Annotated in this window: 14 protein-coding genes; 6 read left to right on the forward strand and 8 right to left on the reverse strand. The window is 48.3% G+C overall.

Annotated elements, in window-relative coordinates; all coding sequences use genetic code 11:
• The first annotated feature begins 571 nt into the window (after positions 1 to 571).
• Both ACN0YH_RS26545 and ACN0YH_RS26550 read left to right on the forward strand, forming a co-directional pair.
• Positions 572 to 1,930 (forward strand): right-handed parallel beta-helix repeat-containing protein, encoded by a 1,359-nt coding sequence (locus ACN0YH_RS26545; protein ID WP_417382627.1) that lies wholly within the window; start codon positions 572 to 574, stop codon positions 1,928 to 1,930.
• Positions 1,931 to 2,051: 121 nt separating this feature from the next.
• Entirely contained in the window at positions 2,052 to 2,498 is a 447-nt protein-coding gene (locus ACN0YH_RS26550) for a hypothetical protein (RefSeq protein WP_417382628.1), read from the forward strand.
• 34 nt (positions 2,499 to 2,532) lie between these two features.
• On the opposite strand, the gene ACN0YH_RS26555 is transcribed toward ACN0YH_RS26550, so the two are convergent.
• On the reverse strand, positions 2,533 to 3,600 hold the full coding sequence (locus ACN0YH_RS26555; RefSeq protein ID WP_417382629.1) for a prenyltransferase/squalene oxidase repeat-containing protein: 1,068 nt from the start codon (positions 3,598 to 3,600) through the stop codon (positions 2,533 to 2,535).
• A 287-nt stretch (positions 3,601 to 3,887) separates the two neighbouring features.
• On the opposite strand from ACN0YH_RS26555, the gene ACN0YH_RS26560 reads away from it, so the two are divergent.
• Together ACN0YH_RS26560 and ACN0YH_RS26565 are read left to right on the forward strand one after the other, a co-directional pair.
• Positions 3,888 to 4,685 carry a hypothetical protein gene (locus tag ACN0YH_RS26560; protein ID WP_417382630.1) on the forward strand — a complete coding sequence of 266 codons (798 nt, stop codon included), beginning with the start codon at positions 3,888 to 3,890 and terminating at the stop codon, positions 4,683 to 4,685.
• Positions 4,686 to 4,756: 71 nt separating this feature from the next.
• On the forward strand, positions 4,757 to 5,029 hold the full coding sequence (locus ACN0YH_RS26565) for a S24 family peptidase (protein WP_417382675.1): 273 nt from the start codon (positions 4,757 to 4,759) through the stop codon (positions 5,027 to 5,029).
• Between the two features lie 857 nt (positions 5,030 to 5,886).
• On the opposite strand, the gene ACN0YH_RS26570 is transcribed toward ACN0YH_RS26565, so the two are convergent.
• Positions 5,887 to 7,251, reverse strand: coding sequence for an aspartate kinase (locus ACN0YH_RS26570; protein ID WP_417382631.1), 1,365 nt, complete (start codon positions 7,249 to 7,251; stop codon positions 5,887 to 5,889).
• A gap of 488 nt (positions 7,252 to 7,739) precedes the next feature.
• On the opposite strand from ACN0YH_RS26570, the gene ACN0YH_RS26575 reads away from it, so the two are divergent.
• Positions 7,740 to 8,279 carry a DUF6790 family protein gene (locus ACN0YH_RS26575; RefSeq protein ID WP_417382632.1) on the forward strand — a complete coding sequence of 180 codons (540 nt, stop codon included), beginning with the start codon at positions 7,740 to 7,742 and terminating at the stop codon, positions 8,277 to 8,279.
• A gap of 435 nt (positions 8,280 to 8,714) precedes the next feature.
• The gene (locus ACN0YH_RS26580) at positions 8,715 to 12,059 is read left to right on the forward strand and encodes a response regulator (RefSeq protein WP_417382633.1); all 3,345 of its coding nucleotides are present in this window, start codon (positions 8,715 to 8,717) and stop codon (positions 12,057 to 12,059) included.
• Positions 12,060 to 12,083: 24 nt separating this feature from the next.
• On the opposite strand, the gene ACN0YH_RS26585 is transcribed toward ACN0YH_RS26580, so the two are convergent.
• From ACN0YH_RS26585 to ACN0YH_RS26610, 6 genes are read right to left on the reverse strand one after another with little or no spacing between them, the layout of a single operon-like run.
• Positions 12,084 to 13,217, reverse strand: a complete 1,134-nt coding sequence (locus ACN0YH_RS26585) for an SAM-dependent methyltransferase (protein ID WP_417382634.1) — start codon at positions 13,215 to 13,217, stop codon at positions 12,084 to 12,086.
• A complete protein-coding gene (locus tag ACN0YH_RS26590) occupies positions 13,214 to 14,008 on the reverse strand; it encodes a DUF1295 domain-containing protein (RefSeq protein ID WP_417382635.1) in 795 nt (264 codons plus the stop codon). The genes ACN0YH_RS26585 and ACN0YH_RS26590 overlap by 4 nt, the downstream gene beginning before the upstream one ends.
• Positions 14,005 to 15,318, reverse strand: a complete 1,314-nt coding sequence (locus ACN0YH_RS26595; protein WP_417382636.1) for a class I SAM-dependent methyltransferase — start codon at positions 15,316 to 15,318, stop codon at positions 14,005 to 14,007. Before ACN0YH_RS26595 ends, ACN0YH_RS26590 begins: the two co-directional genes overlap by 4 nt.
• Entirely contained in the window at positions 15,315 to 16,097 is a 783-nt protein-coding gene (locus ACN0YH_RS26600) for a DUF1365 domain-containing protein (RefSeq protein WP_417382637.1), read from the reverse strand. The genes ACN0YH_RS26595 and ACN0YH_RS26600 overlap by 4 nt, the downstream gene beginning before the upstream one ends.
• Positions 16,013 to 17,347, reverse strand: coding sequence for an NAD(P)/FAD-dependent oxidoreductase (locus ACN0YH_RS26605; RefSeq protein WP_417382638.1), 1,335 nt, complete (start codon positions 17,345 to 17,347; stop codon positions 16,013 to 16,015). Before ACN0YH_RS26605 ends, ACN0YH_RS26600 begins: the two co-directional genes overlap by 85 nt.
• Entirely contained in the window at positions 17,344 to 17,760 is a 417-nt protein-coding gene (locus ACN0YH_RS26610; RefSeq protein ID WP_417382639.1) for a thiol-disulfide oxidoreductase DCC family protein, read from the reverse strand. Before ACN0YH_RS26610 ends, ACN0YH_RS26605 begins: the two co-directional genes overlap by 4 nt.
• Between the last annotated feature and the right edge of the window lie 21 nt (positions 17,761 to 17,781).

Raw genomic sequence — 17,781 nt, forward strand, 5'->3', positions numbered from 1 at the left:
AGATACCATTACCATCAACAACGAAGGGCCATCATATGAACGCAAACTCTTTCACCACAACAGGCAGTGCCATTCGTGTCAGGAACCTTATAAATAAGGTTCCTGACACCTTTTATCTCTCCCTGACACCTTTTATCTCTTTAAGTGGAGACGCAAAAAAACCCGCTGCCTGATGACACCGGGTGATTTCAGAATTCTAAAGATCAACCAGATGTCAACAGCGCAAATTCAGCGCGAGCGTATCCTCAGCCGGGAGGCCGGCTTGGGGATTGTCTGCGGGATAGGTGTTTAAGCTGATTGTCTGCAAATAAGAAATCATTGAAGATAAAATTCCGTTTTTTGATTGTGAAAAAATAAACCAACGTGTCTGTCAGTTGAACTGACTGTTAACTAAGAGGCGCTTACATAGAAACGGTTCGCTATTTTTTCGAACTTTCTTTGTATCTGATGATTTTACTTACCCGATTATTTCATTGAATTTGTACTTTATAGTTTCTATCGTAAAGTAATCAGAAAACTGGTCACTGCATACCGCCTCTTTTTTTTGCATCATCATTTCAGGAGCAGGACTTTGAATCAGCAGAAAAGAACTATCAATTACTTTACGATCATCCTGATGGTTTTATTGGGAGCGAACGTCTCCCTGGCGAAGGACTATTATGTAGCAACAACAGGAAACGATCAAAATCCCGGTACTCAGAACCAACCGTTTCGCACAGTTGCCCGGGGTATCAATGCTGCCCGACAACCTGGCGACACTGTTTTGATCCGCGCAGGAATCTATCCGCAGTCACGCACATTAAATCTCACCAACCCTGGTACCGAAGGCCGATTCATCACATTAAAGGCATTTGAGAATGAAGAAGTCATCATCGACGGCAGCAATTTACCGGAAGATGCCACACTGATTGCTGTTCTCTCGCATCATATTCGCATTCAGGGCTTGACCGTCCGCAACTCACAGAACATCGGTATCTCGATCTGGGGACCGGGAACCCGTGTGCATGCCGTCGAAGTCAGTGGCAATTGTGTGCATCATTGCCAGAACAGCGGCATCTATGCCGGCTTTAACCGACTGCACGATCCCGTACGTGACCTGCTTATCGCTGATAATATTATCGAAGAATGTTCGCTGATGAATGAAGGCGGACGATATAATCAGTGGAGCTTTGGCGCAGGAGCCGGCCTTTCCAGAAAGGTCACGATTAGAAACAACACCGTTTCTCATTGTTATGGCGAAGGAATCGGCCTCTATCTTTCCAACAAAGGAACCATTGAAGGAAACAGGGTCCACGATAATTTTTCCGTCAACATCTATCTGGATAACACGACGAATACGCGTGTCAGTCGCAATCTGGTTTATTCGACTGAAGATCAGCGATTCTACCGCTTTAATCACCCGGCATCAGGGATTCAGATTGCCAACGAAAATTACCAGGGCTTTAACAACCCTTCTTCACATAACGTCATTACCAACAACATTCTGATCGGCAACTATATCGCTATTTCCTCGGGTAGTTATCAACGTGGCGGCGGGCTGAAACATACCATCATTGCCAATAATACGGCCTGGGGTTCGATCGGTCCTCTACTGCACATCGATGCCGATTCACGTCATTACAAGTCGCGCATCAGCAACAATATTTTCAAGCAGACTGGAAAGATTCCTCTGACTGACATTCAGGGTTCGACCACTCAGATTGAATTCAGTAACAACCTCTGGCATGGTGGCGTGCCTCAACAGTCTGCGCGCAGCACCAGTGATCTGTATACTGACCCGTTGCTGGTGAACGGGGGAACCTTCAACCCGGAAGCCTATCAACTGAGTGAAAGCTCACCTGCCCGCAACGCCGGAATGAAACTACCTGAAGTGGAACAGAATTTTGATGGTAAACCAAGGGGTAGTCGTAGTCATATCGGTGCCTGGTGACCTGTCTGGCGTCTATCGGGTCAATTAGAATAGTTTTGATTAAACTCTTGGAATACTCATCGAATTCTCCATGATCATCATACAACATTTAGAAGTTTGCTGGACCAAAATATCGCGAGGAATGCCGGAAGCAAAAGTGCGTAATGCCGTCCCCATGATTCTGGAGATCCCGGAGCCACCACAACCGTTGCCTCCCGTTTTTCTGCACAAGGTAATTGCAGAGGAGTCGAATGGCTTTGCACTGCGACAGTCCACTCAGTCACTTGAAGACTCAGATCGCTACGGGGCATTCCGGTTTCACGTGCAACCTGAACTGCTGAAAATCTGGTTCACTTACAATCGCACAGATCATGGTGCCCCTGACCGGGGATCGTACGAACGCTCACTGTTCCCACTCAAACCTGATCAGGCCGGTTCACTATATATCAATGGACGTTTTTCTTCTGAGCGGAGAACCGAGTACAAACTACATACGGTCAACCTGGGATATGTCGCTCGGTATTCCAAAGATCTATTTCTGACCTGCGATCAAGCTCACTCGCTTGATTTAAAGACGCGTCTCTTCTGAAACTCTGGGGGATAAAAGAGAATAAAAGGTTACGTCAGCGCATCGCCAGCAGAGGCACATTTCCATAAGGAAACTGCAACACAAGTAGAGCCATTGCGGTTGCATATTCGTCGCCGATGTTGGCATCGTGCCAGGCGCCACTGGTCGACTGCTGTGCGAGGAGTTCATCGCGGACCAGCGAGTACCAGCGATCCCATTCCGGTTTGCCTGCCTGCCAGGCGGCGTGTGTCGCATAAAAGCGTCCATAGAAATGGTACTCGGCCAGCTGTCCCGGTGAGAGTTCCTGCGGGGGATGTGGTTGTTGCAAATAGTCGCGACCACGTTTGACAACTTCGTCATTCTGGAGACCGGCACAGGTGAGCGCCACCACTGCGGCCGCCGAGCGGGGAAACAGCGATTCGGGAGGATCGTCCAGGCGATAACGGAACCCCCCGTCCTCGTTTTGAGCCTGCTTGAGAAATTCGACACTCCGCTCAATCGCTTCCCGTGGCACACCGATGCCTGCCTGCCGGGCCGAGAATAACGCCAGCAGCTGACAGGTGGTGATTGACACATCCGCGTCTTTCGGGTCAGATGTATAACACCAGCCCCCCTGCTCGTTCTGTAGATCCAAAATCAGTTGTGTCGCCGCTTTTAATTTAGCGCGGACGTTCGGATCGAACGACTCGCCAAACACCTGTCCCAGGAACATGGTCGCGAATCCGTGACCATACAGCGTCGCATGCGTGCGGACCTCTGCTTCGACGATGAAGCCATTCTCCTGTGCCCTTCCCAGGAGATAACGCATGCACTCCTGAATGGAACGACGATACGCGCCGGTCATGCCGCGGTATGCCAGAAACGCGGTCCCCGCCAGGGCGCAGACGCCGACATTCCGCGCATAAGAACCTTGTCTGCCGAATCCGCCATCTTTCATCTGTTGTGAAACCAGCCATTTCAGGCCATGTTCGATGGCCGCTTGTGTCTGCGGCGTGATATGTTCCGGAGGCCCAGATGGAGCCGCCAGAACAGGCTGCCCTCCCCACCAGCCACGCACAGCAACCAGTCCGCCCCTGAGCGCGGCCCCCAACGCATCACGTCGAGAATATTCTGGGGCGTTCACTTCTTTATTCGTTTTTATTTGCCAACCCATATGATCCCTTAATGTATAACTCATTTAGTCCTCTCTATTTTATACGTCAATCCTGCCCGCTACGAACAAGAATCTTTTTAGAAATTGGCTTCATTATAAATCTCTTTGCAGTGAACGCTCTGTCTGAGTATCATCAACGGAAATAGACAGGCCCTGTATTGAAAGCATTCCTGCATGAACGCTCGCATTCCGATTCTTATTTCATGCCCATCCATTTCTCGATTCGTCTTACTTTTGATAACCACTGATTGATACTCATGAGAGACTTCTTACTGACTTTACTGTGTCTGATTTTGTTACCGGCCTGTTCTACAGCCTGGCAAGCGCCCGAAAACTGGCAGCCTCCCGAGAATCCCGACCCGGAAGAGATTCTGAACAGCATCCATGACGACGTTCTCGCCAAACGCTATCAAACTGCACTGGCCAAGCATGTCTGGTTTTTTGATAACGCGCTGCAATATAAACCAGAGTTGTACGGCGTACGACTTCTTACCGCATTGACTGAATGGACTGAATTGGCAAACATCTATCCGCCGGCTCTCGTGAAACTCAAACAGATGCGCGATCAGGCATTGAAACAGGTGCGTGAGGGAGAAGATGTCTGGCCCGCATTCCAGGATCTGACTTCACTGAACCATCATTTGGATGAAGACACACTGACAAAAGACACGTTTCTCCTGCTGCATCAACAAAACCCCACGGCGGCCAGGACAGTGTTCCAGCTGGCTCAACCGGCTCTGGTCAAAGCCGGGGAATACAAAATCTGTGGTCAATATCTGGAACCGGAGAATTTCTACCAAAGCATACTCCAGATCCGGCATGCCGAACAGAGGCTGAGCCAAACCCCACAGAGCAGTCCCAATACTCTGAAGGTTTCAGACAAGCGATTTACCAGCGATGTTGGAATTCTGGTCGCTTTACTGGTTGTCAACGACCGGGCAGACGAAGCCCATGCCATCGCTAACCAGGCCAGAGAAGAATGGGATAATGTCGACTTCCACAAAGCACTTGATTCCGCCCTGACCGGAAAAGTACCTCCGCCCTGGCCTAATTAAGTTCAGTATTGCCAATCAAAACTATATAGAAGGAGCACCCCATCGGCTGGGCCACACACTATATTGAGCAACTGCAGGCTGGTGAGACCGTCTCTTTTCGTCCGCGGGGAAATTCCATGAAAGGGAAAATCGACTCCGGGCAGTTATGCACGGTCGCCCCCGTTCAGGAAGACGAACTACAAAAGGGGGACATCGTGCTTTGTAAAGTGAATGGCAGTCAATACCTGCATCTGATCAAAGCTATACAGGGCAAACGGTTTCAGATCGGCAATAACATCGGCCGGATCAACGGCTGGATTACGTTTCAGTCAATCTATGGGAAACTGATTAAAATTGAACCGTAACCGGCAATGCGAGGAACATGACCTTAAATAAAAGTTCCAGGAACCAAAAACCGGTTCCATTTTCACTTGGCGGGCGGACACATGGGCCCCCTGCTTCTAAAGGGTTGGCTATGTATTTCTGATTTGTGTGTCTGCTCTGACAGTTTCCTGTTGTCTGCGACAACCCCGGATTGCATCCGGGGCTACCCGGGATCTGTGTTTAGTGGGTTCGGGATTTTCATCTGCGGGCGTGGGGACACTTCTTTTATAATTCTTTGTGAAACATAAAAGGGGACGTTTACACAAGCACTGTCGGGCGAGCCGACAGATGGCACTCGAAGGCGTGGGAGGATATTGAATTATGTTTGTGGTTGTGATGTTCAATCTGATGATCAATCTGGTGGCTGGTGTCAGTGGTTCATTGCATGTTGAGTATTTTGTGGAAGGGCGTGAGGAGGTCAAGAGGGATGAACCATAAAATGTGGCGATCTGGGTTGACAGGGGTCCGATGTCTGACGGTGCCGAGGTGGTGCCGGGACGAAAACCTGCGATGTGCGGCGACCCGCAGGCATACATCGGGAACGGGTGTGGTTGTGATAAGTGAATATCTGGAAAAAACAGGCTATTTTGTAGTGAAGATCAATAACAAGTGTCGCGTGTTTCAGTGCACTGTAAACTGGGCACGCGCGCGACACAGTTCAGCGTTTATCGCCGGTGGCGCGCAGCGGTCAAGTTCATTTTATGCAGCGGGAGTGCGGGAATGTGCAGCAGCAGGTGTGGGAAGTTCAGTCCTGCAGGCGAATGCTGATGCTGGCGTTTCAGTCTATGTATGGCAAACTGATGAAAGTCGAATCCGTGACCTTACCACTATTTTCATCTCAAGAACCGGCAATCAATACTCGATACAAGAGCCGCAGGGCATCGTCGGCGATTGCCTGGCTGACGCCGATGTGGAAACAGATTTGAGAGGGGCTCTGGTCGATCATTTCGATCGGAATATGGTGCTCGCCCAACGCGTTGATCGCGTCGACCAGTGGATAGGAATTGCGTTTCAAGCCCAGCCCTACTGGAGTGATGATCGACAGATTGTAGACGACATCCATGAAGTCGGGCTTGAGCTGTTTTTCGATGGTCCGCCGGAGATCGTTGATGCTGCCTTTCAGGTCATCCTGTTTCACGAGTACGGCGATGTCGTCTTTATCGGTGGGATAGTGGTAGGTGTTGATTCCGTAATTCTGAAAGATGGTCAACAGTGTCGCGGTAAAGCCGACCTCTTCGCAGAGCATATCCTTTTCCAGATAGATGTAGGCCATATTATCCAGCCGGGCAATCCCCACGACGCCTTCTTCAGGAACGCGTTCATTGAGAATCTGTGTGCCAGCCGCTTCCGGGTGATTAGTATTGCGGACATGAATCGGGATTTTCCGTTTGCGGCAGTTGAGCATCGCATCCAGGTGGAATACATTCACGCCCTTCGACGAGAGCAGGCGGATTTCTTTAAATGTGAGCCGCGGGATCGCACGGGCTGCGGGAATGATACGGGGATCAGATTCCAGTACGCCGCTGACGTCAGTCCAGTTTTCGTATTTATCTGCATCGATGGCATAAGCAATTTCGCCCCCCGTCAGATCGGAACCGCCACGAGAGAAGACGGCAATTTCGCCATGCTCTGTTACGCCATAAAATCCGGGAACGACGGTGATCATTTCCGAGCCATCCAGGGCCGCGATATTTTCATAGGCGATCTCTTCGACCTTGGCATCCAGAAAACTTTCCGTGACCAGAAATCCAATTTCTTCCGGCAAACAGACGCGGGCCTCCATCCCCTGCTTTTGAAAATAAGCTGCGATGATGCGCGCATTATAGTGCTCTCCGCGAGATGCCAGAAATGCGATTTGCCGTTCGCCTTGCAGCTTGGTCTCCAAATCCTGTTTCAATGATTCGAGCAATTTTTTGCCATCAATTCCGAGATCTTTGATAATGCTGGTAAATCGCTCTAAGACGGCCTGCTTGCTCTCACCAGCAGAAATGGTCTTTCGTTTTTCCTGGAAGTGAGTACCATTTGAGGCAATATTCAGGAGATGATCTGTGATTTTTTCTTCGTTATTTTTGATGCGTCCTGGTGCGGAAACAACAACGAAACGACGCTGGGAATCGTCTGCAACAATTTGCCGCACTTTTTCGATCTGATCTGCGTTTGCTACAGAGCTACCACCAAACTTACAGACTACACTATTTGTCATTCTTACCGGTTTCTCTCTTAGTATTTTTCGTGATTCATTCACTGTCTAATACGTCTGGTCGATAACAGACGAGTATCCTCTGGAAATTTACTACTGATTGTGTATTGAAAATTTAAAAGATGACGGAGTCGTTTCTCGATTCGACGTCAATTAAAATCTGCCCCGGGAACTAAGGGCTTTGAGTTCTCGAATTCAGGGACAACAGGTGTCGTCATACCGTCATCGGAATTCACAGGGAGCCATTTCAAACAAAATGGCACATCGACTGGATGGTTTAACAATATACGAATGACAATTGCTTCGCAACTGTATGATTGCTGTGATACTGCTGTCTGCTACTGTGCGCCACTGATTTCCACATTGATCAAATCTCTTTGGACAACAAATCAAGGGGTTCGAATAGAATTCCATTGTTTTTTGAAAAATGTGACACTACTCTGAATTTTTGATCCATAAATAATCAACAGCATTGCATGACAAGGAATCCGATGAATACATTCATTCGTCTCCTGCTCGAAAACTTCAGCTTAAGCTTTTTGATTCTGGGACTGATTGTTTCCGCTATCTCCCTGTGGAGAAGGAAACGTCCCTGGAACGCTCCTCAGATCATCGAAGCATTGTTTGCCTACTTCCTCTTCTTCTCCATGGGCTGTTCGTTTTTCTACAACTTCATCATGCATTCTTTTTTCGGAGAGACCGCAGCCCGGTATATTGGCTGGGAGCAGAGTCCGTTTCAATTTGAAGTCGGAACGGCGAGTCTGGGTTACGCGGTGGTTGGTTTTCTGGCATTCCACGGGAGTTTGGGGATGCGAGCCGCTGCTGTGGTGGGACCGTCGATGTTTCTGCTGGGCGCTGCAGGCGGCCACATTTACCAGATGATCACAGCGCATAATTTCGCACCGGGAAATGCGGGGATCATCTTTTACACCGACATCCTGATTCCAATCATCGGTTTTTTACTGCTGGGGCTGCAATATCGGTATTCGCAAGTTGCTCAATCTTCGCCTCAACGTTACACATCGTCGTAAATCAAGAAATAAATCGACATTCAAATTAATCCTTTCTTCATATTTAAAAGTTTCGCCGCCGCAGTAAATTGTATCGCGGTCCATCTCCGGGTTGACTTTATTGCTGTCTGCTCGCACTTCTCTACGTAAGCAATGATTCTCATCTCCCCCCTGTTTCAATTCCGGTGTCATTAAATAAATTCTGGAACAGTGATTTCTGTCAAATTGACGTAGGGAATCCCCCTCTAACTGAAGAGAAGAAGTGGTTTTTTCATGCTTCTCACGTGATTGCAACCTAAATTTTTCAGGTGGGCTGGTTCTAAATCAGGCAGATCGCTGAAACCATTTGTGCACTCCAATCTGGTTTCTTTCGCAATCACATAGTGAGTTTTCGTTCTCTGCGCTGAACGTCCTCATTACTGGAATTGTTTTGTCTTTATATTATGAGAATTAAATATGTATCCTGAAGCAGGATGGAAGAATCAGTTTTTGAAATTCGTCTCAGCCATGCTGCTTATTGTGTTGTGTAATCCCCTGCTGGCGGAAGATTCAGCAAACCTCAAAAAACCGGGATGTGTCAACGGCAGTTGTTCACAAGCAATTACAAAACCCGAGCTGCAGGCAGAAGGTCCTGCTGTCTTTTTTTCAAAATTGTTTGATACGAGCAGTTTTCCACAGCGCTGGTACTGTGGCACCTGGTCTACTGATGTAGGCTGGCTGCATATCATTTCAGACACGGCCATCTTCGGAGCCTATTTTGCGATTCCGATCGTGTTACTCTATTTTCTACTACAGCGCAAAGACCTGCCTTTTCCCAAAATCATCTGGCTGTTTGCAGCTTTTATTCTGTTTTGTGGTTTTGGGCATCTGATTGAAGCCGGCATTTTCTGGTGGCCTGTCTACCGTTTTTCCGGTTTGATCAAAGCATGTACTGCAATCGTTTCCCTGATTACGGTTGTTGCCCTGATTCGTTATGTCCCGGAAGCGTTGAAACTACCATCCGCAGCCCTGTTGACAAGAGAACTGCAACGCAGTACAGAACGTCTTGATTTCGCCCTTGAATCGGGTCAAATCGGGGTCTGGGAATGGAATCTGAAAACAGACTCACTCTTCTGGGATCGACGGACCCGGGAGATTTTCAATATTGATCCAGAAATGAAAAACCTCTATCTCGCTGACTTCACTCAATGTCTGCATCCTGAAGACAGAAATGAGGTTACGAATCAACTTGAAAAATGTATTCAAAATAGCACACCCTATAATGCAAAATTCCGGGTAATTCACGCAGATGGTTCGATCCGTTATGTCCATGCACAGGGGAGGGTTTTTCTGGGCGATGATGGTGAGCCGGAGCAGTATATCGGTGTCTGTCATGATTTCACAGACAAACAGCTCCAGGAAGATGCTCTGGCAGAAAGCGAACTGAATTTCCGCAGCACGTTTGAGCAGGTCGCGATGGGAATTGCCCATGTCGCCCTGGATGGACGCTGGCTGCGTGTGAATCAGAGGCTCTGCGAAATCTTAGACTATCCAGTTGAAGAACTGCTCGAACTCCGAATCCAGGACCTGTCTCATCCTGATGAACTGGAGATTGACTTAAAAAATATGCAACGCATGCAGGCGGGAGAAATCAAATCTTACTCAATCGAAAAACGATATCTCAGAAAGGATGGTTCTTCCATTTGGACAAACCTGATGGTCTCACTCATCAGGCATCAGTCCGGGGAACCAAAACATTTCATCTTTGGAATTAAAAATATCCAGAGGCGTAAGGAAACAGAACAAAAACTCAAAGCAGCTAAGCTGACTGCCGAGGAGGCCAACCAGTCCAAGAGCGAATTTCTGGCAAACATGAGCCACGAACTACGTACGCCACTGAATGGTGTTATCGGCATGACTGAACTACTGGGAGGAACGCATCTGAACCAGAAGCAGCAGGAATTTGTCGACGCCTGCCGAAATTCGGGAGAGTCCCTACTCACTCTAATCAATGATATCCTTGATTTTTCTAAAATTGAAGCTGGTAAACTGGACCTGGATCTCCACGAATTTGATCTGGAACACCTGTTGATGGAGACTGTCAGTAACATGGTCTGGCATTCGAGGGAAAAAAATCTGGAACTGCCTTGCTTGGTGGACCCGGAATTGAGGTTGATTCTCAAGGGTGACAGCTACCGTTTAAGGCAGATCCTGGTCAATCTGGTTGGGAACGCCATTAAATTTACAGACTCTGGTGAAGTGGTTGTTGAAACCAGAATGGTTTCGCGTGAAAATGAGAACATTTTGATTCATTTTTCCGTAACAGATACCGGAATAGGCATTTCTGAAAACAAACTCCATCGCCTTTTTCAGTCATTTTCTCAGGTAGATGCATCAACAACCCGCAATTATGGTGGTACTGGTTTAGGTCTGGTAATCTCTCAGAATCTAGTGGAACTGATGGGTGGCACCATAGGAATTGACAGCCGCGAAGGCGTTGGCTCTACTTTCTGGTTTGAATTGCCTTTCGAAGTTGCGTCGTCCTGTTCTAATACCCTGCCGGACCAATCAATATTTGCAGGAAAGCAGGCGTTAATCGTCGACGATAATCTGACCAGTCGGAATATTCTAAACGAGCACCTGCTCGAATGGGGTTTTAATACAATTGTAACCTCTTCAGTGAATGAAGCTCAAATTGCAATTCAGCAAGTCAGTGATCAGGGTAAGTCTATCGATATCGCTATCACCGACTATGAAATGCCACATCAAAATGGTCTCGAGACCGGGCGCGCCCTGGCAGGCTCTGGCACCCCAATAATCCTACTGACTGGCTCACCCGACTCCCCGATCAACCCCAGGGATTTGCAGGAGTGCGGTATTTCTCTCACCATGCATAAGCCCGTGCATCGACTCACACTGTTTGACAAGATATACCATCTCCTGATCAAGGAGAAAACAGAACCGGCCAGGAACACTTTAAGCCCCCCTTCCTCTGAAGAAATGCCTTTTCTTTCTCAAACAACACGTATCCTGCTTGCTGAAGACAATCGAATTAATCAACTGTATATCACTGAATTCATAAATCAGTTGGGGTGCCGATGCGATACCGTAATGAATGGAGAGGAAGCCATAAATGCGGTTCTGCACAAAGAGTATGACATCGTTTTGATGGATTGCCAGATGCCGAAACTGGATGGACTGGAAGCTACGCGCCGAATTCGAAAACTGGAATCGGAGGGGACACTGCAAAACCATCTGCCGATTATTGCATTAACCGCAAATGCCATCAAAGGTGATAGAGAGCGTTGCCTGGAAGCGGGCATGGATGAATATCTGAGTAAGCCCGTTAAAAAACAACAAATCATCAGGATTCTAAAACAGATCTTGAGTCTGAACATAACGGAAACGGATGAGCTAGATTTGAGTGAGCTGTCTACAGATGATAAATCTCCCCCTCAGTCTCCGATTGATACAACGGCCTTAATGCAATTCTGCAACGGAAATATGGATCTGATTATTTCCCTGCTGGATGAACTGGAATCGACGGGTGAAGAGCGAGTGGCCCGAATACAGAATTCTGCGGAAGCAGTAAATGCCAGTGGAATCGCAGATGCCGCTCACTCACTTAAAGGCGCAACCAGCGTCCTGTATGCTACCCGGCTCAATCAGCTCTGCGCTGTAATCGAAGAGGCGGGACACGCAGACCAGTTGGAAGGGATTGCCGAGATGGTTGATGAGGTTTCATTCGAAATGCAGCGCTGTCTCAACGATCTCCCTCGTATCCGAGAAGAACTCAAGTCCATGAATCTCGATTTTAGCTGATGGTTTCTCACCTCTGCATCCGTTTTACTTCGTATGAAATGAGAGAGAGGAAACCTCGTTCACCGCAGAATCTGCAACCGATGAGGTTTCGGTCGAATTATTTGCCGGTTGCTGTTCCAGCAAATAGTGAGCAACATACCATTCCGCTCCATTTCGAAACCCAAACAGTTCTGCTACCGCCATAAAAAACAGACGCCAGCGGATCAGCCAGCGCTGTGTCTGATCGGGGCCATACGCAGCAGTCAGGATGGGCATGATCCTCGCGCGCTGCTGATCCAGATTTGACAGCCACGCTTCGGCTGTTTTCTGATAATGTTTTCCTCCCCAGCGCCATTGCTTTGTCACACACATCTGCTCTGGAAACTGAGTTAAGAGTTGATCGCTGGGCATGATACCCCCGGAAAAGAAATGACGGGCCATCCAGTCATCAGCGTTTTGATCATTGAAAGCATACGCAAATTCCCGATGACAGAAAACGTGAACCAGCAGTTTCCCCTGTTCGTTCAACCAGCCGGAGATCCGCTGCAACAGTCTCTCATAGTTCCGCATATGTTCGAACATTTCGACTGAGACAATACGATCATATGTTCCCTCTGGAATAAAATCATTCATATCTGCAGTAATGACCTGGACCCGGTCTGCCATCCCCCGCGATATTAACTGTTGTTCAATATACTCTCTTTGGGAATGAGAATTCGAAACTGCCGTAATCCTGGACGCAGGATAGTTTTCCGCCATCCACATAGTTAATGATCCCCAGCCACACCCCAATTCAAGAATTGACATTCCATCCTGAATTTCCGCATGCTGACAAGTCTCACGCAGAGCTGCTGCTTCTGCTTCATCCAGAGTTTGCACCCCTTCCGGCCAGTAACAGCAACTGTACTTGCGATGGCAGCCTAAAACAATCGTGTAAAAATCAGCGGACACTTCGTAATGCTGCTCATTGGCTTTTTCCGGCACCAGGGCAATGGGACTTTTCCGGCTGGCAGCAATGAATTCCTGCTGTTTTAATCTGTTTAATTCTGGCTCACCTGTATCCAGGTTTAACAGCCTTTGAGTACACAATTTTCTGATGGCATGACGCGTAATCACATCAGGCACCCAGCCTCGCTCTACCAGTTCAATCCCCAGATTTATCAAAGTATCATTTTTCATGTTGTCACCTGCTCTGTACGGGGCGGCCAGGGAAAAAAAGCACTCGTCGTCTGCTGATATTCCCGGTACGCATCACCACGACTTTTCAATGCTTGCGCTTCCGTCGGAGGAATCCCCGTCACGTTAAGAATAAAATGTAACATCAGTATCGGCCCTAACAATGTCAGCCAGCCCCAGGGAGCCCCCAATGCCAGACAGACATAAGCCCACCAATGCAGCCATTCAAAAAAATAGTTGGGATGCCGTGAATAGTTCCAGAGTCCTTCTCGACAGACTTGCCCTTGGTGATCAGGATTGGCACGAAAGCGAGACAGCTGACGGTCTGCGATTAATTCACCAGTAATAGCAATCAGCCAGATCATGACGCCAACAGCATCTATCAGACTAAAAGGAGAGGTCCCCCCTGCAGCAATCAACATCGGTAAAGCAAACAACAGACTCCCCACCGCCTGAAGTTGATAGAACCAGAACATTCGTAGTTGTGCTGCGGATCCCCAGTTCGCTTTCAAAGTCTGATAGCGCCCGTCTTCGGGCATCGTCAGAACCCTCCCGAGAACATAGACACTGAGTCTTAACGCCCAGACCATTGCCAGCACCGCCAGCACGATCCGCCTTGTCAGGTCTCCATCTTCACGAGCCCAGACAAAAAAGAGAGTCAACAGACCAACTCCCATACCCCAAGCCACATCGACAATACCGGCGTCGCCCGTTTTGCGCTGCACAAACCACAACGCGACCATTACTGCAGACATACTCAGCCAGCCATAGAGGATCATCAACCACAGGTTCATGCAGAGACCTCCAGTTCTGGCAAAGAACTTTTATCATCTTGCTGAATCTGCTGAGGGTCGAACCGGCAATCCGGTCGACCAAACAGCATCTGCACGGTATTACATTGCCGCTCTTCAAAAGCCGCTTCACAATAACAGAAATAATAGTTCCACATGCGGATAAAGGAATCAGAGAATCCTAACTCACGCACCTCATCAAGTCGTTCAAAAAACTGTTCCCGCCAGCATCGCAGGGTCTGTGCATAGTGCGGAGCAATATCATCCAGTCGTAACAGACGCAGGTCGGTCGCGCTGGCTGTTGTTTCTAATATCGCAGCGACAGAAGGCAGGCACCCTCCGGGAAAAATATATCGCCTGATGAAATCCACACTCTTCAGATATTCCTGATACCGCTGATCCTTGATCACAATACTTTGGAGGAACATCATCCCATCGGGTCGCAGCAGATCACAACATTTTTGAAAGTAAGTTTCAAAGAACTCTGCCCCCACTGCTTCGATCATTTCGATCGATACCAGTTTGTCATACTTCCCTTCCAGATCACGGTAGTCTGTTAGCAACAGTTTCACTTTTCCAGACAATCCTGCAGCATCAATGCGTTCTGCTGCCAGATGATACTGTTCACGAGAGATGGTTGTGGTCGTCACTTGGCAACCATAATTCTGTGCTGCATATAACGCGAGTCCTCCCCAACCAGTACCAATTTCCAGAAGATGATCGTGGGGTCGCAGGTTCAGATGACGACAAACTCGATCCAGTTTTGCTACTGAGGCATCCCGCATTGTTGCGTCAGTGTGCTCAAATACACCGCAGGAATAACTCATCGTCTCGTCAAGAAATAAACGATAGAAGTCATTGCCCAGGTCGTAATGTTCATGAATATTCTGAGCAGCGCCGATCCGCGTATTTTTTCTCACCCAGTGCCCCATCCGGGCGGCCGCTTGACGAAAGCGGGACAGCCCCCGTTCCATCTGGTCGGCCACTTGTAAATTACGGATAAAAATCCGCACCAGGCCTGTCAAATCGTCGGTTGACCAGTCACCGTCTATTAAAGACTGCGCGATACCCAGTCCGCCTCCCCGCACTGCAGACTGATAAAAGCGGGGATGATGAACCGTAACCTCTGCCCGTAAATCTGCTTCATCTTCACCCAGAACAGTGGACTGGGCTCCTTCTCTCAGGGTAATCTGACCTCCCACCAATCCGCTCAGTTTCTTTAAAAACAGCTTTCGACAGGCAGCATTCAATAACCCGATTCTGGTCGAGGATACTGATTCCTGCTGTTCTGATTGAAGATTGTGTAACATCATGGTGTCCTTGAGCTATGACTTTGTCCTGAATTATTTTTCTGTTTCGGGTGTGGATAAAAGGGCACCCGTTTCAACCATAATCTCAGTGCCTGCCAGTAAATGGCAGCTACGATGTACCAGGTGATGAATGGATAGAAGACCAGCGAGCGCAGCAGGTTCAACGTAGTGATCTCCTTTCGTTGAAGACTCATGGTCACATCAAATATGCGTTGCTGTTTCTGATAATTTTCAATGCGAACTGCTAATTTTTCCGCAGGAGCAGAAAACTGCCAGAAGTATTCCATCTCCATTGGAAGAAAGGGGGAGACGTGAAACTCCTTGCCTGTTGATTGCCTCTGCAAGTGTGGTCCAAACTGGTCGCGATCAATTACGTAGCAGTGTCGTTCTCCCCAGGGAGTATTATTCACTTCGGCCACGATCGTTTCCAGATTTTCATTTTGTTGATCAAAACAGAAGTAAAACGAAACGGGATTCATCACAAATCCAAAATATCTCAAATGCGTTAAGATTCGAATTGCTCCTTCCGGCCTGGATCTGCCTGACTGAGCAATCATATCTCTTACCGATTCATCCAGTGTAATCTGTGGATCTCCCAGATGGTCTTCTCGACGGAACCAGGCCAATGCCAGTCGCTGCGTGGACCAGCAGATACGCCCCTGGAAAACAGAGTCAAGTTCTGCCAGGTCCAGATACATCAGGAAGATTCGATTGCGAAAGCTGTGCTCGACGGGAGCATGGCGTCGGTGTCGAACCCAGCCTGTGTAGATGCCACTTTCCATATATCTATATTTCCCATTAAGCCACGACAGACAGCTATCGCACTGTTCACGCCATCTTCGTGGAAACCATTTCCCCAATACGCTCCACAAAACGATGCGGAATTCTGATTGATCACCTCTGCCTGCCTGCGTTGCGCAGCGGCACGTTCTCTGGTAAAGATGGGGTGTGCATACTCGATTTCTCGAATCACTTTCGCGGAATCGACCCGATCCTTCCCATTTAGTGTCACACAAAAGACATGCTTCGACTGAAGCCCCTGCAACAGGTTCATCTGATAAGTAACTGTCGCTTTCCGGTTTTCACCGCGCGGCATAAAATAGTTCCAACAGGCCCAGGCACGTTGCGAAGCAGGCAGCACTGATGTATCGGTATGTAATTGAGCTATATTTTTTTCATAAGGAAATGCAGACAGAAGTTCCTGCTCAACTGGTGATGCCTGATTGCCTAACATGCGTAATGCCTGATCGCTGTGACAGGCAAAAATCACGTGATCAAAGTGTTCGACCGCCCCATCCCGTAACGCGACAGAGGCCCGATTATGACTGCGTCTTACAGAAGTGACAGGGCAATTCACGCGAATGGATTCGGCAAATCCGGCTGTCAGAGATTTAACATACTGCTTTGAACCGCCACAGACGACGCGCCATTCAGGACGGTCCCGAATGGCCAGAATTCCATGATTCAGATAAAATTCGACAATGAACCGGATAGGAAAATGTTCAAAGGTACCGACCGGGCATGACCAGATTGCCGACCCCATTGGGAGAAAGTATTGCTCGATAAACTCTAAAGAATAAGCGTGCGTTGAGAGATATTCTCCCACAGTCAATTGATCTTCTTCTGACTGTAACAGTTCCACAGACTGGCGATTAAATCTGAGGATATCGGCAAGCAATCGATAAAAACGAGGATTGATCAGGTTGCGGCGTTGTGCGAAAAAACCATTCAGGTCAGCGCCACGATACTCTAGACCAGATCGATCACACTTCATACTAAAACTCATCGCGGTCGGCTGCGACTTGACACCCAGGTCATTTAATATCCGGGTAAAATTAGGATATGTCTGATTATTAAAAACAATGAACCCTGTATCGACGGCGTGTTGTTCTCCATCCAATTCGACATCAATCGTATTCGTATGCCCGCCGAGATACTGATTGGCTTCAAAGAGTGTGATCTCATGCTGGTGATGTAGAAAATAAGCTGAGGTAAGCCCGGAGATACCTCCACCAATAATGGCGATCTTCATGATTGCACCTCAGCATGAGGGGATGAAATACTGCAACTTGAGTTCTGACTCTGGCAGCGCCCTGTCAGGCTTAATCTTCTTTTCGCGAAGATCCCGTACAGACAATCAAGCCCGTGCGAGATGCCAGGCAGTCGTGAAGGCCAGATCAGCCAACGCAACCCGATAGCAGAATAAAGACGTCGAAACACTTCGACCCCGGTAATCCACGTTCCGCCTGGCAGGCGGGCATGCATTTCCTGCATGAACTGCTGTTGAGTTTTGCCGTATTCCTCTGCCTTAAAACTGGGGCTGGAAATATCTGTGAATTGAATCCTGCTATGGCGATCGAGACGCTTTAACAACTTGACTTCCCGCAGACAGAGAGGACAGCCCCCGTCATAAAAGGCTTCCAGCTCATAACAGAAATTTCGCATCGGTTTTCTCCACACAATCTA

The organism is Gimesia sp. (assembly GCF_048262075.1).
Lineage (GTDB): Bacteria > Planctomycetota > Planctomycetia > Planctomycetales > Planctomycetaceae > Gimesia.

Coding starts and splice junctions, on each gene's coding strand:
- ACN0YH_RS26605 (WP_417382638.1), bottom strand. CDS start 17,347: ATGAAGATCGCCATTATTGGTGGAGGTATCTCCGGGCTTACCTCAGCT.
- ACN0YH_RS26560 (WP_417382630.1), top strand. CDS start 3,888: ATGAGAGACTTCTTACTGACTTTACTGTGTCTGATTTTGTTACCGGCC.
- ACN0YH_RS26585 (WP_417382634.1), bottom strand. CDS start 13,217: ATGAAAAATGATACTTTGATAAATCTGGGGATTGAACTGGTAGAGCGA.
- ACN0YH_RS26610 (WP_417382639.1), bottom strand. CDS start 17,760: ATGCGAAATTTCTGTTATGAGCTGGAAGCCTTTTATGACGGGGGCTGT.
- ACN0YH_RS26575 (WP_417382632.1), top strand. CDS start 7,740: ATGAATACATTCATTCGTCTCCTGCTCGAAAACTTCAGCTTAAGCTTT.
- ACN0YH_RS26595 (WP_417382636.1), bottom strand. CDS start 15,318: ATGATGTTACACAATCTTCAATCAGAACAGCAGGAATCAGTATCCTCG.
- ACN0YH_RS26570 (WP_417382631.1), bottom strand. CDS start 7,251: ATGACAAATAGTGTAGTCTGTAAGTTTGGTGGTAGCTCTGTAGCAAAC.
- ACN0YH_RS26580 (WP_417382633.1), top strand. CDS start 8,715: ATGTATCCTGAAGCAGGATGGAAGAATCAGTTTTTGAAATTCGTCTCA.
- ACN0YH_RS26600 (WP_417382637.1), bottom strand. CDS start 16,097: ATGGAAAGTGGCATCTACACAGGCTGGGTTCGACACCGACGCCATGCT.
- ACN0YH_RS26590 (WP_417382635.1), bottom strand. CDS start 14,008: ATGAACCTGTGGTTGATGATCCTCTATGGCTGGCTGAGTATGTCTGCA.
- ACN0YH_RS26550 (WP_417382628.1), top strand. CDS start 2,052: ATGCCGGAAGCAAAAGTGCGTAATGCCGTCCCCATGATTCTGGAGATC.